This window comes from Seonamhaeicola marinus, from assembly GCF_008085455.1.
Window position 1 is genome coordinate 1,054,016 of record NZ_VSDQ01000679.1, and the last position, 20,008, is coordinate 1,074,023.

General features: G+C 32.5%; 14 protein-coding genes. 4 read left to right on the top strand and 10 right to left on the bottom strand.

Annotation, left to right across the window (positions count from 1 at the left end):
* Positions 1-18: 18 nt before the first annotated feature.
* Together FUA24_RS15490 and FUA24_RS15495 are read right to left on the bottom strand one after the other, a co-directional pair.
* A complete protein-coding gene (locus tag FUA24_RS15490) occupies positions 19-2,901 on the bottom strand; it encodes a non-ribosomal peptide synthetase (protein WP_148543937.1) in 2,883 nt (960 codons plus the stop codon).
* A gap of 10 nt (positions 2,902-2,911) precedes the next feature.
* The gene (locus FUA24_RS15495; protein WP_148543939.1) at positions 2,912-4,162 is read right to left on the bottom strand and encodes a HupE/UreJ family protein; all 1,251 of its coding nucleotides are present in this window, start codon (positions 4,160-4,162) and stop codon (positions 2,912-2,914) included.
* 320 nt (positions 4,163-4,482) lie between these two features.
* Here FUA24_RS15495 and FUA24_RS15500 point away from each other — a divergent pair, with 320 nt between their 5' ends.
* From FUA24_RS15500 to FUA24_RS15510, 3 genes are all read left to right on the top strand, one after another.
* On the top strand, positions 4,483-7,608 hold the full coding sequence (locus FUA24_RS15500; protein WP_148543941.1) for a non-ribosomal peptide synthetase: 3,126 nt from the start codon (positions 4,483-4,485) through the stop codon (positions 7,606-7,608).
* Between the two features lie 3 nt (positions 7,609-7,611).
* On the top strand, positions 7,612-8,049 hold the full coding sequence (locus FUA24_RS15505) for a hypothetical protein (RefSeq protein WP_148543943.1): 438 nt from the start codon (positions 7,612-7,614) through the stop codon (positions 8,047-8,049).
* A gap of 151 nt (positions 8,050-8,200) precedes the next feature.
* A complete protein-coding gene (locus FUA24_RS15510) occupies positions 8,201-10,435 on the top strand; it encodes a TonB-dependent receptor (RefSeq protein WP_148543945.1) in 2,235 nt (744 codons plus the stop codon).
* Positions 10,436-10,518: 83 nt separating this feature from the next.
* Here FUA24_RS15510 and FUA24_RS15515 read toward each other — a convergent pair whose 3' ends face one another.
* The 8 genes from FUA24_RS15515 to FUA24_RS15550 form a co-directional block, all read right to left on the bottom strand.
* Positions 10,519-11,142: an FMN-dependent NADH-azoreductase gene (locus FUA24_RS15515; RefSeq protein ID WP_148543947.1), complete on the bottom strand. Its 624-nt coding sequence runs from the start codon at positions 11,140-11,142 to the stop codon at positions 10,519-10,521.
* 63 nt (positions 11,143-11,205) lie between these two features.
* Entirely contained in the window at positions 11,206-11,787 is a 582-nt protein-coding gene (locus FUA24_RS15520; protein ID WP_148543948.1) for a Crp/Fnr family transcriptional regulator, read from the bottom strand.
* A 134-nt stretch (positions 11,788-11,921) separates the two neighbouring features.
* Positions 11,922-12,719 (bottom strand): hypothetical protein, encoded by a 798-nt coding sequence (locus FUA24_RS15525; protein ID WP_148543950.1) that lies wholly within the window; start codon positions 12,717-12,719, stop codon positions 11,922-11,924.
* 138 nt (positions 12,720-12,857) lie between these two features.
* Positions 12,858-13,334, bottom strand: a complete 477-nt coding sequence (locus tag FUA24_RS15530; protein WP_148543952.1) for a hypothetical protein — start codon at positions 13,332-13,334, stop codon at positions 12,858-12,860.
* 68 nt (positions 13,335-13,402) lie between these two features.
* Positions 13,403-14,548 (bottom strand): tetratricopeptide repeat protein, encoded by a 1,146-nt coding sequence (locus FUA24_RS15535; protein WP_148543954.1) that lies wholly within the window; start codon positions 14,546-14,548, stop codon positions 13,403-13,405.
* 110 nt (positions 14,549-14,658) lie between these two features.
* Entirely contained in the window at positions 14,659-15,513 is an 855-nt protein-coding gene (locus FUA24_RS15540) for a hypothetical protein (protein WP_148543956.1), read from the bottom strand.
* 164 nt (positions 15,514-15,677) lie between these two features.
* Positions 15,678-16,847 carry a cytochrome-c peroxidase gene (locus tag FUA24_RS15545; RefSeq protein WP_148543958.1) on the bottom strand — a complete coding sequence of 390 codons (1,170 nt, stop codon included), beginning with the start codon at positions 16,845-16,847 and terminating at the stop codon, positions 15,678-15,680.
* A 15-nt stretch (positions 16,848-16,862) separates the two neighbouring features.
* Positions 16,863-19,094, bottom strand: a complete 2,232-nt coding sequence (locus FUA24_RS15550; RefSeq protein ID WP_148543960.1) for a M1 family metallopeptidase — start codon at positions 19,092-19,094, stop codon at positions 16,863-16,865.
* A 185-nt stretch (positions 19,095-19,279) separates the two neighbouring features.
* On the opposite strand from FUA24_RS15550, the gene FUA24_RS15555 reads away from it, so the two are divergent.
* Positions 19,280-19,807, top strand: a complete 528-nt coding sequence (locus FUA24_RS15555) for an inorganic diphosphatase (protein WP_148543963.1) — start codon at positions 19,280-19,282, stop codon at positions 19,805-19,807.
* The last annotated feature ends 201 nt before the right edge of the window (positions 19,808-20,008 follow it).

Genomic DNA, 20,008 nt, shown 5'->3' on the forward strand with positions numbered 1-20,008 from the left:
TAAAAGAAGGTTTTTCTTTTATTTTGGGAATACTTCATTTAATTCCTCATTGCTCAATGATTTTAGAATTTTAAAGAAGCTGTCATCATCTTTAAAAATATCGTTTTCTAATTCGCTATGGTTTGAGGGTTCTTCAATTAAAACTATACTGTTGTCAATATCTTTACTGTATTGATTTATAGTGTTTTCTATTTCCCTTAATTCTATACGATACCCTCTAATTTTTATCTGTTGATCACCTCTTCCTAGAAAAATTAAATTTCCATTGTTATCATATCTACCTAAGTCACCAGTATTGTATAGTTTTTCTTCAGGGGCATAGGGGTTTGGAATAAATACTTTTTTGGTGAGATTTTCTCTGTTGATATACCCCGAAGATAAATTTATTCCACCAATATAAATCTCTCCTACCGCCCCAAGAGGTAAATGTTTTAAATCTTTATTCAAAATATATATCATAGAATTGGCCACTGGTTTTCCTATTGGAATAATTTCATTAGAGCAATCCTCACTAGTAATTTTGTGGGCGGTGCACCAAACAGAGGCCTCTGTTGGTCCGTATTCATTGTATAAATTTACTTTTGGAGAATGTTTAAAATGCGTTTTACATAATTCCTTTGAGCACGCTTCTCCCGCAACAATTACGGTATGCAATGATTTTATCTTAAATGGGTCTACATAATCTAGTATTAGATTGTATAAGGAAGGGAGCATTAATGTATGTGTTACATTATGATTTTGGATCAAATAACCTATTTTCTCAATATCCTGTTCAATTCGTTTTTCGGTAATGATAAGGTTTCCGCCTTTACAAAGTGTCCAGAAAATTCCTGCTTTAGAACTGTCAAAAGATATTGAGGACATTAATAAAAATACCTTGGGGGCTTCCTTATAAAATTCAAATCTTCCTAAAGTTGAATTAATAATGTTTTTATGAGTTATGGGTACGCCTTTGGGCTTGCCGGTACTTCCAGAGGTATAGATAAGATAGGCTAAATCATTAATGGATACTTTAGGTAAGTTTAATTTAAGTTTATTATGAGTATCTAATGTATCAATATTTAAAATTGAAAAATTCCTTGAATCAAACAATGACGTGTTTTTCGAATCACAAACAATCATTTTTGAATTTGAATCTTTAAGTATGAAATCTATACGTTCTTGAGGATATTCGGGATCTACAGGCATATAGCAGCATCCAGCTTTTAGTATTCCTAATATACCAACAATCATATTGGGAGAGCGGTCAATACATAGTCCAATGATGGTGTTTGTGTTTTCAACTAGATTTATAATACTCTGAGCTAAATAGTTAGATTTGTCATTTAATTCTTTATAAGTCAGTGTGTTTTCGTTAAAGCTAACGGCAATCGCGTTGGGCGTTTTTTCTACATTAGACTCTATTAAACTATGAACTCCGTTCAAACCTTCAAAACTGTAGGTGTTAAGACTTTTATTTGAAAACAACAGTTTTTCCGATTGCGTTAGTACGGATGTATGCGATAATTTTTGGTCGGGATTATTTAGAAGCTCTTCTAACAAAACATTGAAATGTTCATGGAAGTTATCTATGGTAGATGCTTTAAATAATTGCGTAGAGAATTCAAATTTAGAACTAAATGAGTCTTTGTGTTTTGTAATAAATATGGTGAGATCAAATTTAGAAACCTTAGTGTCAAAAAATTCATGTGTTAGGGTTAGATCTTCATTAAACTTTAATGTTTCAACCTCTTCATTATAGACAAACATAACTTGAAAGAAAGGATTAACAGATAGAGATCTATCAGCACCTAATTCTTTAACAAGTACATCAAAAGGAACATTTTTGTTTGCAAAAGCGCCAAAAGTATTTTCGCGGACTAAAGCAACTAACTCCTTAAAAGTCATAAGTGGGTTAATATCAGTTCTAATTACTAATGTGTCAAGAAAAAAACCTATTATATTTTCTAATGATTTCTGATCTCTGTTTGTAACTGGAGAACCAACCAAAATATCGTTTTGTCCACTATACCAGTGTAAAAAAGTAAAATACACAGATAGCATTATTACATAGGGCGTAGTGTTAAAGGCCTCTGCTGCAGCTATTATTTTATTTGATGTGGTTTTGTCATAGAGAGAAGTTTTTGAGAACAAACCTTTAAAATTAGATCGAGGAGGTCTTGGGTAATCGGTAGGTAAGTCTAATCTTGGAATTTCTCCACTTAATTTGTTTTTCCAGTATAATAAATGTTCTTTTTTATGAGTGCTATTTTTACTTTGCCAATAAGCATAATCTGTGTATTCAATATCATCGGTTTTTGAAGTATGCTTAAAAGTTAGATCGTTGTTATTGAATTGATTATAATTTTCGCATAATTGTTTTCTAAATAGTTTCATAGACCATTCATCAACAACAATATGGTGCATACATATAAGAAGAACACTTTCAAAGGCGCTTTTTTTAATCAGGGAACACCTAATTAGAGGATGTTCGGTTAAATCAAAATAATGGGTAGCACCTTTTTCGATTATTGAATTAGCTTCCTCTTCGATTAGTTTGTCTGCTTTTTTGCTTAAATCATATATAGAAATATCTAAATTACTATCATTTATTTTTTGATAAACTTCTCCATTATCTATGTGATATGTACTTCTTAAAATATCATTTTTATCATATATTTTTTTTAAGCTTTTTAACAGTGATTCTTCTGATAACGTACCATTCAAAGTATATGTTTCAGAGTAATTGTAAAATGGGTTCTTAGGATACATTTGCTGTAAGAACCATAACCTCCTTTGTCCATGGGATAGGGGGATTTTTTCTCCAATAGGCGCCTTAGATATCCTATTGGAGGATATGGTATTACCTTCTCGATTTTTCCATTTATCGAGAAGCGAGTCTTTTTTTTGTCTATTTTCCATAGGATGTCTCTTATCGTAAACCTAACCATTTAACAATGGGAAATAGCTTTCGTTTTATCTCTTCATCCAAAGGAATATCTATATCAAAAGCCCTTTCTGTTAACCAATATAAGGAGATGATAATTAGTAAGATTGAGAGGTAAACTAAGAACTTAGGGTAAAGTTTTAGTTTTCTTATTAAAAATAAAACGGGAAAAATAGCTGCTATTATAACCAACTGGCCAATTTCAACACCAATATTAAAGCCCAATAAAGACAAAGAAAGGTTTTCTCCTTTAAAACCAAGCTCACCTAATACGGTTGCAAAGCCAAAACCATGAAATAAACCGAAAACAAAGGCAATTATCCAATCTTTTCCTTTAAAAATTGGTCTAATATTATGGTAAGCAGCTAGCCCTATGGAAAGAGCTATTAAAGATTCTACAAGTCTTGAAGGTAGCGTTAGAATTTGTAGAGAAGCAAGACTTAAGGTTATTGTATGGGCTATTGTGAAAAAAGTAATGATCTTAACTATATAATAAAAAGCAGGTTTAAACTTTTCAACTGGCTGCCAGTTCCCAATACCAGCAGAGGCACTTATTTCATTACCGTTATTTGTTTTTCTTCTTCTTACAACAGCAGGTAAAATAAGAGCAATAATGAAAAGGATATGATCTAACCCAATCCATATATGATGTATACCTTGTTTAATCATTGCTACGAACCCCGTCCATGTAGACCCTTCCGTTAATGATAATGTTTTGGTTAAATTATTCTTATCGAAGTCTAGAGCCATTTCGTATTGATTATCAATAAGTCCTGCCTTCCAATTATATTCCATGGCCAATAGATTTACGTGGCTTGGGTTTTCATCAATAAAGGCTTTGTACATGATATCAATAGTATCTGGAACGTCTATTGAATCTTCTAAATAAAAGCCTATAGCTATAAAGTCTCCAAAACCAACCCATAGAATTTCATTGTCATCATTAAACACTATTTTGTAGTCTTTGTTCTGATAAGAGAATTTTGAGTTTTTTAATAAATATTCCTTAATCTGATCCAGATGTTTGTTAACCTCATCTAAAGATACATGCTTACTTAAGTTAATATTTAGAGCATTGTTTAAATCATGAACGTTTACATGAAAACTTCCTTCAATATTTTCTTGTTCATATATTTTTAGGTAGATAAGCGCGTTTTCGGGTTCGTGAGCAGTAGCTTTAAAGGGAATTACAAATAGAAAAAATAGTAATGAAAACTTAAACAAAAACTTTTTCATAGATGGTTAGTTTTTAGTGGTTTAATACAATGTTGAAATCAATTGTATTTTGTCGATTTTTTATGTTAATATCGTAAATATTGAAAAATCATTAAGTTTAATGTGTTAGTTTTTCGATAAATTTAAATTAATCTCCGTTAAAGTGGGGTGTTTGCATTTTAGTAGTTTTTGGTATTATTATATATTTATGACAGGTGAGTAAATGTTGTTTTCAAATTAGTTTTTTGTTTTTAAGTCTATGTTAAAGAAATTATTTTGAATAGGACTTTTTGTCTTGTGAATCTTACTGAACCTGTTTAAACTAAAAAACTAACTAATTAATGAATTCAATAAAAGCAGACTTACTGCCTTTAACAAAAAGTCAGACCGCTTTATGGCTTACTGATAAATTGAATGAAGGTTTACCTGTAAATAACGATGCTTACATATTTCATATAAAAGGGAATCTTCAAAAAGATGTTTTTGAGATTGCTTTCAATAAATTGGTTGAGGTTTCCGACGCCCTGAGAATAGTTTTTGAGGAAAAGGATAACACACCGTTCCAGAAGATACTACCTTACGCAGAAACCAATTTTGATTTTCTAGATTTTACGGATACGTTACAGGAGGATGTTAATTTATGGTTGAATACAAGAAGTAATTTGGTATTTGACATTACAAAAAAATTATACGACAGTGTTTTGATTAAGCTTAAACCAGATCATTTTATTTGGTTTTTTAATATGCATCATCTTATAACAGATGCAGCTAGTAGAAGTATTTTATTTAAAAGAATGTCCCAAATTTATGAACAGCTTATATCTAGTGAAGAAGCTATAGTAGTTAATGAAAATAGTTTTAAAACCTATCTTAATTTTGAACAGGAATCTAGAGAGACTAATGCTAAAATATGCCAATATTGGGATGATAAGGTTGAAGGTTTTGGAGAAGCGTTATCATTATATGGTAGTAAGAATATGGATAGGACGCAAACTCTATCTAAAAGAAATAGGCTAAAGATTAATAAAGATAGGATTGATACTATTCTTAAACTGGCATCTAATCCAGATATTTTTAATTGGAATAATGATATCGTATTGTACAATGTTTTTGCCACTGTTTTAATTGCATATTTATACAAATTGAGTGGTCAAAAAGATGTAATAATTGGGTCTCCTATCCATAATAGAACTAATCAAAAATTTAAAGAAACAGCAGGGTTGTTTATGGAAATATTTCCTTTAAATATAGAGATTAGTGAAAACGAAACATTCATTTCGCTTTGGAAAAAGGTGCAGTCTGAAACTATTGTTTCTTTAGAAAAAGGATTACCAGGTACATCATCTACACGCTTAAATAGTAGTTTTAACGTTCTATATAATTACATTAATTCTGGATTTTCTGATTTTGCCGGTTACAAAACAGTATCAGAATGGATGCCGCCAACACATCTCGATTCAGGACATCATTTAAGGCTCCAAGTTCATGATTTTGATAATACCGGAGATGTGCAATTGACTTTTGATTTAAATTCAGGTGTTTTTGATTGTGATAAATATGAGAGAGTGGGAGAACATTTTCTAAATATTTTGGATGTATTCTTAGAGAACCCTAATCATGAAATAGAAAACACCCAGTTTATATCACAGGCGGAGATTTTAAAACTTAAATCATGGAATGATACGGAAATGTTGTTTCCAGAAGAAGAGCATTTGTTAACAAGATTTCAGAAACAAGTAAGCAAAACACCAAATGCAATAGCATTAGTGTTTGAAGAAGTCTCACTAACATATAAGTCCTTGGATGAAAAATCTAATCAAGTTGCGCGCTATTTGAAAGGTAGAGGTGTTACAAAAAATGATATCGTAGCTATTAGTCTGGAAAGGTCATTAGAAATGATGATTTGTATTTACGGTATTGTTAAAATGGGGGCGGCATATTTGCCAATAGACACAGGAACACCAATTGATCGACTTAATTATATATTGAAAGATGCCCAAGTAAAAGCCTTAATTTATAATCATGAGAAAATTAATCTTGAATCGTTAGATTTTCAAAATAGATTTCATGTTCAGGACATTGTAATACAAGAAGGCACGCCTCAATTTGATGCCGAAAGTGTTACTATCTTACCAAACGATTTGGCATATGTGATTTATACCTCGGGTAGTACAGGAAATCCAAAAGGTGTTATGTGTCATCATGAAGGTATATGTAATAGATTAAATTGGATGAATGCCGATTATCCTATTACAAGTAAAGATACGTTTATTCAAAAAACACCCATTACTTTTGATGTTTCTTTATGGGAGCTATTTTGGCCCCTCCAACAAGGAGCTAAGTTGGTGATTGAGGTTCCAGACGGGCATAAAAACCCCGAAAAATTAATTCATTCAATTCGTAAACATAAGGTTACCAATATTCATTTTGTTCCTTCAATGCTTAATGTGTTTATTGAAAACGAAGAGGTAGAAGCGTGTGAAAGTTTAAAAAGAATTTTTTGTAGCGGAGAAGCTCTTTCAGCCCCTATAGTTAAGTCGGTTTATAATAAACTAGAAAATGTAGAGGTTCATAATTTATATGGACCTACAGAAGCTTCTGTAGATGTTACAAGTTGGTATTGTGATAAACAAGATTTAGAAAATGGCATTCCTATAGGAAAATCAGTTGCTAATACAGAACTCTATATTTTAGATAAATATTTAAATCAGATCCCTATAGGTTTAGTCGGAGAGCTATACATTGCAGGAAAGCAAGTGGCTAAGGGATATTTGAATAATGAGGCTTTAACGGCGGAGCGATTTATCGATAATCCATTCTCCAAAGTTAAGAGTTCTAAAATGTACAAAACAGGAGATTTAGCAAGGTATAGAGAAGATGGTGTTATAGAATATCACGGTAGAACAGATAATCAAGTAAAATTAAGAGGTTTAAGAATAGAGCTGGGTGAAATTGAAAAGAACATGGAAAAACATCCTGCTATTTCACAAGCAGTCGTGGTAATAGATAAGGATGAGAATTTGGTTGGGTATTATGCAGGAACAGAAGTTGAAACTGTCTCAATACTAAATTTGCTAAAGCAGTACTTGCCAGATTACATGGTACCCACGTTTTATAAATGGATTGATGGTTTTGAATTATTATCAAGTGGAAAAGTTGATAGAAAAAAATTATTAAATATAGAGGTGTCTAAGACTCTTGAATCTAAAGTAAGTCCTAGGAACGAAATAGAAGAACTCATTCATGAGGTTTGGACAGAGGTACTTGGAATTGAAGATATTGGGGTTAATGAAAATTTTATTCGCATTGGAGGCAATTCTCTTAATGCAATTTCAATAACATCTCGACTTAAGAATCAATTAGAATTAGAGGTGTCAATCACCGATGTGTTTAATTATTCTACCATAGAAGCTTATGCTAAATATATAGAACAAACAATGATAAAGTTATTAGGAGAAGAAAATTAATTCGTGAAACCAATTGGAAATCATATTATTAAGTGTGTTGCAGTACTAATTAGTATTGCGTACCTACTTAGCCCTTTGCGAAATGAGGTGGTGAAAGCCTTACACTCGGTTGTTCATAATTTCAATGATACTCATTTTGTTTTAGGACATAATCATGATAATGGTTTTAAAGATAATGTATCTCATAGTTTGAGTGATTTAATAGATCATGAACATGAATTCTTAGATATAGTTAATGCTATAATTGGGCAAGAAACAGAACACAGTGATTCTAAGAATTCGACTATTGAAGATCTTAAGATTGATAAACATTTTTTTACTTCTGAGTATAATTTACGGAAGCAAGAACTATACGAAACAACCTCTCTTAACTTTCGTTACAAGGTAATTGTGACGACTAATTTTTACAAAAAAGAAAAAATTCCTCCGCAGTTAGTATAAGCATTTTTCCATTATTCTTTTTATTACAATACGCTTAGAATTATCATTTTAAGCTGGTGCAGATTAAGTAAAAAACTTACTTAAAGACTTTTTGATGTGTTTGCCCAATTAAAGTAGGGTGAAAAACAGCTATCAACCAAAAAAATAACATATGAAAAATCATATCATACTATATATTGTTTTAGCATTCTGCGGAATAGCTTCAGCTCATGAACTAGACGGAAAAGTGATTTCCGAAGATAACCAAAAACCCCTTCAAGATGTGGGCGTTTATAATAAAACTACTGGTGCCTATACCTATACTAACGTTTCAGGATATTTTGAACTGGATGATATCTCAGTAGGAGATATTATCTACTTCTATCAATTGGGATATGAAAGTTATGAACTTACAATAGATGAATCGCATTTAGATAGTACCGTAAACATTACTATGAAAATTGCATCAGCATCTTTAGATCAGGTACTTATTGTATCTAAATTAAATGTGTTGAGTAATTTTGTAGATGTGGATATAAAAACAAGCCCTGTAAAATCGTCACAAGAAATTCTTAGAAAAATACCAGGTTTAATCATTGGACAGCATGCCGGAGGAGGAAAAGCTGAACAAATTTTCTTAAGAGGGTTTGATATAGATCATGGTACCGATATTGCCATAGATGTAGACGGTATGCCTGTTAATATGGTGTCTCATGCCCACGGACAAGGGTATGCGGATATGCACTTTATTATACCAGAAACCATAGATAACTTAGATTTTGGTAAAGGATCTTACTACGCCGAAAAAGGAAACTTTAATACTGCGGGGTATGTAGATATTAGTACCAAGAATACCATAGATAAAAATGTAATTTCTGTTGAAGCAGGTCAGTTTAATACTGTTCGTGCGTTAAGCATGATTAAAATATGGGATGGCGAAAACAGTAATGCCTATGTGGCTAGTGAAATGAATCTTACTGATGGTGTTTTTGATTCTCCTCAAAATTTTAATCGCTTAAACATTATGGGGAAATACAACTATAACAATTATGACGACCAAGAGTTTAACTTATCGCTTTCTCATTTTCAAAGTAAGTGGGATGCCTCTGGACAAATACCGCAACGTGCCGTAGATCAAGGTTTAATTAGTCGTTTTGGAGCTATTGATGACACCGAAGGCGGTAACACTAGTAGAACCAATATTTGGATGAACCATGTAAAACACTTTGATGAGCATTCAAGCCTAAAGTCTTCGGCGTATATTTCGCAGTATGACTTTGAGCTATTTTCTAACTTCACTTTCTTTTTAGAAGACCCAGTAAACGCGGATCAAATTCGTCAGTATGAAGATAGAACCATAATCGGAGCAAAAAGTGTTTATGAACGTTCATTTCATTTAGATGATCATGATCAACAATTAAAATACAGCGTAGGTGTTGGATTTAGATACGACGATGTAAATGATGTACAATTATCTAGAACTAAAAACAGAAAAGAACTCTTAGAACGCTTGGCTTTTGGTAATGTAGATGAGTTAAATGCATTTTCTTTTGCAAACCTATCCTATAAAATTAATAAGTGGACACTTAACCCTGGGCTGAGGTTAGATTATTTTACTTTTGATTATGAAGATTTACTAACAACCACTTATGATAGTAAAAGCGAAAACAAGGTGCGTTTAAGTCCTAAAATGAACTTTATTTACGCAGCTTCTCCTAAAACGCAGCTCTTCTTGAAAACTGGTTTAGGATACCATTCTAATGATACCAGAGTTGTGGTTGCTAATAGTGGAGAAGAGATACTGCCAACAGCGTTCAGTACAGATTTAGGAACCGTTTTTAAGCCAACGGATAATTTAGTGATTAACACAGCGCTTTGGAGTTTGTTTTTACAGCAAGAGTTTGTTTATGTTGGAGATGCTGCGATTGTTGAACCTAGCGGAAAAACAACACGACTTGGTGTAGATTTTGGTTTAAGATATCAAATATCGGATAAGGTATATTTTAATACTGATGTTAATTATGCCTATGCAAGAAGTACAGAAGAGGCCGAAGGTGAAGATTATATTCCTTTAGCTCCAGATTTTACATCTGCAGGAGGTATTAACTTTAAAGATGTTGGTGGTTTTTCTGGTGGATTAAGCTATAGGTTTGTAAATGACAGACCGGCAAACGAGGATAATTCTATTGTGGCAGAAGGTTATTTTATAACAGATCTTAATTTAAACTATAGCTGCAAGAATTGGACTTTTGGTTTAATAGTTGAAAATCTTTTTGATAGTGAGTGGAATGAAACGCAATTTGCTACAGAAAGTAGGTTGTTTAATGAGGTAAATCCAACAGAGGAAATTCATTTTACACCAGGAACACCGTTTTTCTTAAGAGGTAAGATATCGGTTAGGTTTTAAACGAATAAGTATAGCAATTTTAGGTGGATTCGGTTGTTGCCGAATCCACTGTAATTGCTGTTATAAGTTGTTTACAATAGTCTTTAAATCTGTTCAATCCTCTGGTAGATCTTCTTTTTTGAGTTTTCAAATATATCTCCACCAAACTCTTCGTTATCTAATGATATTACAGAAATATCTTTTATTCCCATAATCCCGAAAACGAATTTCAAATAGGTGGTTTGAAAATTCATATGTGCATTTTTCTCATTTTTTCCATAACCTGTATCACCGCGACTTGATAAAATGAACATTTTTTTATTTTCGAGAAGCCCAACATAATCGCCATCTGGTTCACCTGAACGAAATTTCCAAGTTTGGTTAATTCTCATGAGCTGATCGATATAAGATTTTAGCCCACTCGGAATGGACCAATTATACATTGGTGTTCCTAAAACATAAATATTATGGGCTTTGAACTCCTTAACTAATTTATCGCTCAATTCTACTCCCTTTTGATTTTCTTTTGTTCTTTGATTTGGTTTAATAAACGCACCTTTAATCCATTCTTCATCTATCGGTGGAATTTTTTCTAATCCAACTTCTCTGTCAGTGAAATTGTCATTAGGATTTTTCTTTTTCCAATTATCCTTAAAAAGTTGAGTTAGTTTTCGACTATGCGATTTTTCATTTCTTACACTCGCGTTAATTATTAATATGTTGTTCATATTCTTATATTTTGATTATGAGACAAAATTCTTAATTGAGAAAGTGAAAAAAATTGACTTAGTTTAAGATGCGCTTATTTTTTTACGCATTCTACTTAAAAATTCGGCAGTAATTCCCAAATAGGATGCGATGAGATAGTTTGGCACTTTTTCTGAAATTTTTGGGTAATCTTTTAAAAAATTCAAATAGCGTTGTTCCGCATTAAGAATGTTATTTAAAATTATTCTTCGTTGTAAACTACCAATGTGATTTTCAAGGATGATTCTAAAAAAGCGCTCAAGTTTTGGAATTTGCTTTAACATTTCTTGAAAAGAATCATGGCCAATTTGAAGTAATGTGGTTTTTTCAATGGCTTGAATGTTATAAATTGATGGTGTTTGTTTTTGAAAACTTTCAATATCTGTGGCCCACCAATTTTCAATTGCAAAATATAGGATTTCTTCCTTCCCTGTTTCTGGGTTTATATAATATGCTTTCAATGTTCCTTTGACAACAAAATTATCTGTTCTACAAGTTTCTCCGTTTCTCAAAAGGTAGTCTCCTTTTTTGAGTGTTTTCTCAACCCAAAACGTCTCAATTAAGTCCTCTTCTACTGAACTTAATTTAATGTGTTTTGAAATTGATTTTATGAGTTGTTCATACATTATTGGCAACGTTCTTGGCTATGATTTCGTTGTGGAATCATCCGCAGGATTATTCCGCTTAGAAATCAGCCATTGATTGATACTTTTATTTTGGTGTGGCACAAAACCACAATGAATTATACACATTGTCGTAATTAGTTTTTTATATATTTAATTTTACGAGTTTTAATTTCCGTTGTTTTTTTCTTTTCTCCATCTATCATAATCTTCTTTATTCTTGTCCAATTCCCTCTATCGTCATATTTGTATTCAACAATGTATTTTACATTATTACTTGAAGTTGGCCAATAATATTCTATCAAATCCCCAAACTCGTTCCTTTGTATTTCATAGTCTTTTTTAAACGATTCCTTTTGTTTTAGGGCTATTGAGCCGTCTTGTCTAATAACTGTATATACAAAGGTGTTTTTATTATAATCATACTCAGCTGTTGATAATGCGATTAATTGATTATCCCTATTTAAAGTCCTAATTTCTATTGGGTTGTTATATTCATTTAACACTACCCTCATAGTATAATTCAATGAACCATCTAGATTCAATATTTTTAAATCCTTTGTTTTTTCCTTGTAAACAGTTTCATATTTTGAAGTTGTCCAACCTAAAGACTTATGTTTAAATCTTACGATACTCTTTAACACACGATTAAGGGAATCAATAGAAAATTCTTTTGTTGATTCAAGTTCCGAATCTTTAAATCGCTTAAGTCGGATCATTGATTTCTTGGGAAATGAGAAATTTATTTTTTCGGAATATGAAAAATCTTGTCCAGGATTTACTTTCCTTATCACGATTATTTCTTTTGCATTTCCTTTTTTAAGAACATAATCTTTTGGCAGGTCTATTCGGCTTATTTCAGTGTGCATTGAGGTTTGTCCAAAACAATAAACACTGAACAAAAGGGTAAATATGTTAAATAAATGTTCTTTCATCAAATTAGCTACCGGTTAGTATAACCGTCAGTTAAGGGTTAATATGCGTTAATTTTCGGTTTGACACAGGCTTTAGCAATTCCGAGTGGATTCGGACATAGTCGAATCCGTCGTAATTGCGGTTATCCATTATGGTGCCTAGTTTTTTATCCATTCCAAGTCAAGTACGTCACGTAATCTATTCAGACTTTCTCTTGATAAAAACTTAAAAGCAAGTCCGATAAAAGCATACCTAATTATTAAAACTTGTCCAATCATTACTAAAATCAGAATTGGTGAAAATTCTTCAGCCTTAGTCAAAATCAACGCAATCAGCCCAATTATTGGAAGGCAAAGAAAAACACTTAATAGAATTCTAAAAACTTTATGTATTTCCACTTTCACGTTGCCTTTGTTAGATTCTATTGCTCCGGTCATTACGCAAAATGCTCCTTTTCCAATTGCTGACGATATAATTTTAAATTCGTTTCCATTTATAACGCCACGAAATGATTTGTCGGTATATTGAGAAGTCAGATTTTCAGACTTTTCAGTCCTTCTATTCAGTCGATTTAGCGTTTCAGCTTGGTCGTCTATTAATTTAAAATTCAGTTCTTTGGTTGGGAATATTTTCATTTTTCAAATTAGGCACAACGGTTTCGGTTATGAAAACCACAATGAATTATAGTCATTGTTACCCACAGTTAGTGATTCTTTTTAGTTGGTCTTGAACTTGCTCCAGCTTTAATTTTCTCTTCAAGGACAAGAATTACAGTTTTTTTCAAATCCTCATAATTAAAGTCTTCTTCAAATCCATATCTAAAAGTTGAATGAGTTCCGTTTTTGTCCATTCCAAGTATGTATTTTGGTCCGCCTAACTCGACCGAAATTGGCGAATTCTCTGTTTGAATAGTAAATTCAGTTTTTCCACTTTCTTTGTTCGTTACGTGAAAAATGTGCTTGTAATAAAGCTTTCCCTCTTTTTCGGCAAACCTTTCAAACGCAAAAATGTATTTATCTTCCCAATCAAATTGGTCAAAGCAAAATTGGTCTTTCAAATTGTCTTTGAGTGTACCTTGATTATAAGCCTGATATAATTTTTCTTTTAGAGGATTCGCTTTTCCATATTCTTTTTGCCCGTAATAAACCTGTATTAACTTTGAAATTGAATGATAATCATTCGGAACTAATATAATTAGTTCTTTAAAAGCAATTTCGGATTTTTCAAATTCCTTATTTAGAAACTCGTAAAGTCCGATATTATACAATGCGTTTATATAAGAATCAGATTCTTTTGAGATGGCTTGTTTTGATATATAGAAAGCTTCTAAAGCCTTTTCAGGTTGATTCAGTTCTGCATAAATCTGTGGAATCATTGTAAATGGACGGTCAATCGGCTCGTTTTTTTCAGTAGCAGTTGTATAAGCTGTTAGCGCATCTTTGTATTTTTCTTGGCTAACATATGAATCTCCTAAACCGCTGAAGTAATTTGAGTTTGTAGAATCCAATTCGATTGCTTTATTGAAAGATTCAATTGCTTTTTCGAATTGTCCCATATAATTAAAAGTCATTCCTTTAATAAAATATGCATCAGGGTCGGTTTTGTCCTTTTGGATTGATAAATCCATTAATTCCAATACTTTATTATCATTCGCTTTCATATAATAAGCCATAGCAACATAGTAAACAGCTTTTGCTGGATAGTCGTTTACTTTATCAGAATGCATGGAAATAATCAAATCATATTTTTCTTCTCCGTAAGCTTTTTTCAATTCAGTCGTAATTTGTTCTTGAGCATAATTACTTAAACTTAAAAGGCAAATTATTAATATTAGTGGGATTCTTTTCATAATTGTGAGTAACGGTTTGTATATGAAAAGTAGCGTGTAAGGTTGCTAAATTTTCATTATTAAAACTAAAGTAATAAAAAAGCAAAACTTACATTCTAGCACTTGGTTAGCTATTTTTTATATACTTTGTTAGTGGCTTTTTTTAATTTTTCTAATACTTCTTTCGACTTGTTCAGAGTGTCTTCATTTATATTTTCTCCTAACCTTTTAAGTCCTTCCAATGCCTGAATGAGTGATTCAGTTATTGGAAAGTCTTCGTCCATAACTTCATTCTCATCAATTCCTTCTTCAACATCTTGAACGAGACTGGTAAAATCTTGAACTACTGGGGTAAGAAACTGCTTTGCCTTGTCTAAATTCCCCATTTTCTCGAATTGCAGAGCAACAGCAATCATATCAGGGCCTACAAGGTTAGGATAATGACTCATTATTGTATTGGTCAGTTTTGCCCTAAGAAAAACGGTTTCCAAAGTATTTTGGTCATCCTCCTTGCTCTTAAAGTATTCAGATAATTCATCAGCTCTTATACGAAGCCCAGCTCCATCTATCCAAATTTTTCCATTTATTGAATTTTGAGGATAATTATTGGAATTCTCTTCTATGTAAATTGCTCCGTCTCGAATACATTCTAATAAAGTAAAGGAAACAAGTTTTTCGATTTCTGGCGCTTTAGAGTAGTCCTGAAGTACTAAAAGAATTCTATGAAGTTCTATGAGTTCAATCACAAAGTCACTCTTGAAATTCAATTTAGCAACCTTTGAATATTCAATTGGTTCAACAGTTTTGTTCAAGAAACTTGGAAGGATTTCGTATGTAAAATGAGTTTCTTCCTTTGACGCTTTCATAAAATCGAAAATTCTTTTTTTCTTTTTTTCAATTTTGGGAAATACAGCCTCAAACTTACCCTGATGTAGAAGTTCAAGTATTTCTGGTTTCATTCCCTCTGAAATTATCTTAGAATCCATTTTTTTTAATTGCCACTAACTTGTTTATATGCAGAACTTCCTTCCTGCTATCCTACCATATTGGAGGGATATGCGGAACTTTTACTAAAATTTATGCCGCATATTTTTACAAGGAAAATTCTTATTGTAAATATAAGAAGGATCGTGAGATTTAGAAAGAAAAACTAATCGATATTGCCACCCACTTGTAAACCACTAGGAACCTGTTTAGGCACGGTTTTATCGAAAGACTCATCATTTAGTGTGTTTAAAAATGAAATTATAAGAGACATGTCTTTCATTCTTAAGTTAAGATTTTGAGCAAGCGTGTCAACTTGTATGGCTTCAATATTTGGGTTTCTCGATTTTTTGAAACTTAAATCTTCATAAAACTCTAATACTTTTTCTAAGGAGACTAATGTACCATTATGCATATAAGGAGCGGTAAATCTTAAGTTGCGTAGCGTTGGCGTTCTAAAGCTAAATTGTGCTTCAAAACCAGTATCAATACTATCTAATTTTGTGTTTTCAGGTACACTTAATACATGCATTTTATAGTCGGAAAACATAGGGCCATTGTGGCAGTTAATACACCCTACTTTTTTAAAAAGTTCAAAACCTTCTTTTTCGGCTAATGAAATAGCGCTATCATCACCTCGCATGTACTTGTCAAAATCTGAATTGTTGGTCACTAATGTGCGTTCATAAGCGGCAATGGCTTTTCCAATATTTTTTGCAGTAATTGGGTCCTCATCTTCAAATACGGTTTTAAACAAGTCTTGATATTCGGGTATGGCTTTTAAGCGTTTTACAATTTCAATTAGAATTTCTGTGTCCGAAAAATGTGTGCCACGCATTTCTTCTAATGACTTAATAGGTTCTAAAGCTTGAGTTTCTAGACTTGCAACTCTAGAATCCCAAAACATTGGAGCCTCTTCTGGGGTGTAGCTGTTAGTCATACTAATACCGTTAAACGCAGTGTTTAAAACTGTATGGGCATTACGTTTTACAAAAGGAATGTTGTTAGGTTTGTTAAAGACTCTTTTATTGCCAAAACCTTTACCATTTACACCAATGGAAATATCTCTAAACTCTGCGTATCCGTTATCTGGATGGTGACAGGTAGCACAAGCCACATCTTTATTCCCAGATAAAATAGGATCAAAAAACAGCAACCTTCCTAAGTCTATTTTAGCCTTGGTTGGCATATTATCTATGGGTGCTTTTACCAGTTTAGGTAATGCACTAACTCTTTTTTGAGTTACAGGAATAAAACGTTCCTCTTTAGCATCTTTACAACTAAAGAGGAACGTTAAAATGGTGATAAGTAATAGACTTCCTTTTTTAGGAAACATTAAATACTGTATTAATTAGTTTGCCTTCGATTTTTTAAACGAATCAAACTCAGAGTCTTTTTTAACTTTTGGAAAACTGTTATTGTCCGTATTCGTGTCAGCAAATTCAAAATTAGGATCTAAATTAACTTTAACGACTTCTTTATCCTTTACAAATACATGTTTTATTTCATATTCATTTCTTCGCCAAACTTGTGCAGGTAACATGTCTGTTTCTTTAGTGCCATCGGTATATTCCCATTCTATAGTTACGGGCATTATTAAACCACCAACGTTTTTAATAGTAACTTCATAAAGATTTTTACCAGACAGTTGTTTTCTAATTTCGCCTTCATCAAAACGAGACAAAAACTGACCATAAGCTGCATCGGGTGTAGATGTCATGTTAATGGTTTCTGGTCCGTTAGAGAAATCTTTAGCATCGGCAGCAGTCGTTTTACCTTCTGCATCAATTTTTAGTTGAGAAGATTTTTTTTGATCTTCAATATTGCTGTTTTCTTCGTATACCTTAAACCATTTTACATTACTTAGCTCTCTATCTGTATGATCTACAGTGAAAAACCATCCGCGGTAAAACCAATCTAAATCTACAGCACTGGCATCTTCAAGCGTTCTAAAAAGGTCACCTGGGTTAGGATGTTTGTATTTCCAACGGTTAGCATATTCTTTAAAGGCCTCGTCAAATAATTCTTCACCCATAATTGAGTTTCTCAACATTTGAAGACCTACCGTAGGTTTAATGTAGAAGTTCATTCCAAATTGGGAGAATAACTCATTATCCGAAGTCGTCATGGTTGGACGTAAAATATTTTTATCGCCACTCATAAAAGGAATTACTGTTTTCGGAGTTACGCTATTAAAATCAGGATAGCGTTCTTTTACTGTGCGTTGGTGTAAAAAGGTATTTAGACCTTCATCCATCCACATCCATTTGCGCTCATCTGAACTCACTATCATAGGAAACCAGTTATGACCTACTTCATGTATAATTGTGCCAATCATTCCAGCTTTAGCCCCTTTACTAATTTTTCCGTTTTTAGGTCTTCCACCGTTAAAACTAATCATTGGGAATTCCATTCCTATATTAGATGTGTTTACCGAAATACAAACTGGGTAAGGATAATCGAAAGTAGCTTCAGAATACACTTCTAAAGCATGCATTATAGCTTTAGTAGACTCTTCTTTCCAAACAGGTAAACCTTCTTTTGGGTAAAAGGACATAGCCATAACTGTATTGGTAGGAAGTTTTACGTTCTGTGCATCCCATAAAAATTTACGCGATGTGGCAAACGCAAAGTCACGTACGTTTTCTGCTTTAAAACGCCACGTTTTTGTTTTTTTAGATTTTTCTTTTTCATTCTCTATAGCTTCTTCCTTTGTGATAATCATTACAGGTTTATCAAAAGACTTTTCGGCTTCTTTTAAGCGTTTGCGTTGCTTTTTGCTTAAAACAGATTCTGGGTTTTGAAGTGCTCCGGTAGAAGCCACAACATGATCTGCAGGAACCGTAATTTCAACATCGTAATCTCCAAATTCTAAAGCAAATTCACCTAACTTCTGGAATTGCTGATTTTGCCAGCCTTCAGTATCGCTATATACCGCCATTCTTGGAAACCAGTGCGCTAGCAAATACACTGTATTGTCATCTGCAGGGAAATATTCATAACCTTCTCTAGAGAGTAAAAACATACTGCGATCCGTAATGTGGTAAGACCAGCCTATGTTTAAGGTAGTAGATTCACCAGATTTTAAAGGTGTGTTTAGTTTAACCTTCATCATGGTGTTATTCACAAGCGTCTTAATATTATTCCCAGCACCGTCTTTTACGTGTTTAATGGTATAACCAGCGGGGAAATTAATAGCTCTAGTAAGAAATTGCATTTTACGCGCATTAATACCATCTTGAAGCGTGTTGTTAATAGTACCAAAGTCTTCATTACCTTTTTTATTAACGTTTTGCTCTAGTTGAATCCATAAATAGCTAAGGTCGTCTGGAGCGTTATTAAAATAGGTAATGGTTTCTTCACCCGATAAGATATTGTTAGTCTCATCTAATTCGGCTTTAATCTTATAATTAGCCCGTTGTTGCCAATACGCTTTTCCAGGAGCACCACTAGCACTTCTAAAGCTATTAGGAGCAGCAATTAAATTGTCTATGGGTTCAAATTTGCCTTTCCAGGGCTGTGTTTGGGCCACGGAAAAATTGTAAAGCAATAGTAATGCTATTGCGCTTAGGAATGATTTCATAGTTATTAGAGTTAGTCATTGTTTAGAAATGGCTACAATATAGTAAATATTGACAGTCTTTTTTGCTAATTTGCTTCGGAAATGAAATTAAGTTTAAGGTTTTGTGAAAACTTTAGTAGTATGAGTTATTCAGTTGTGAAAGATTGAGCTGTTCTGTACCTTTGTAGCCCAAATAAATATGACTTATGAGCGACAACAAATCTTTAACTTTTGATGTATTAATTGAAATACCTAAAGGAAGTAGAAACAAATATGAATATGACTTTGCCTTAAACAAGATACGTTTTGATAGAATGTTATTCTCTTCTATGATGTATCCTGGTGATTATGGTTTTGTTCCTGAAACTTTGGCATTAGACAAAGATCCTTTAGATGTTCTTGTGTTAGGACATCAACCAACATATCCAATGGTAGTTATGGAGGTAAGGCCAATTGGGGTTTTCCATATGACCGATGAAAAAGGACCAGATGAAAAAATTATTTGTGTTCCTGTTTCTGACCCTATTTGGAGTAATAAAGAAGATATTTCAGATTTAAATCCGCATAGATTAAAAGAAATTGAGCATTTCTTCCAAGTTTACAAGGATTTAGAAAAGAAAAAAGTAGATGTTGGAGGATGGGGTAATGCCGAAGAAGCTACTAAAATTTATCATGAGTGTGTTGAGCGCTATAATAACAGCGAACACAAAAAGAAAAGAACGTTTACAATCTAGTAAATAGATGTTTTAAAAATAACAGACCATCCTAAATTTTAGGATGGTTTTTTTATGTCTAAAAATAGGCTAGAGTATTGAGTATATCTATAATGATTATTGAAGCAATACGTAATTTCAATTGTAAAAACAAAAATAAACTAACATAAATCATAGAAATAAAAATATTATAATTTAAGTGTGGTTTGGTTGCTTAATCTT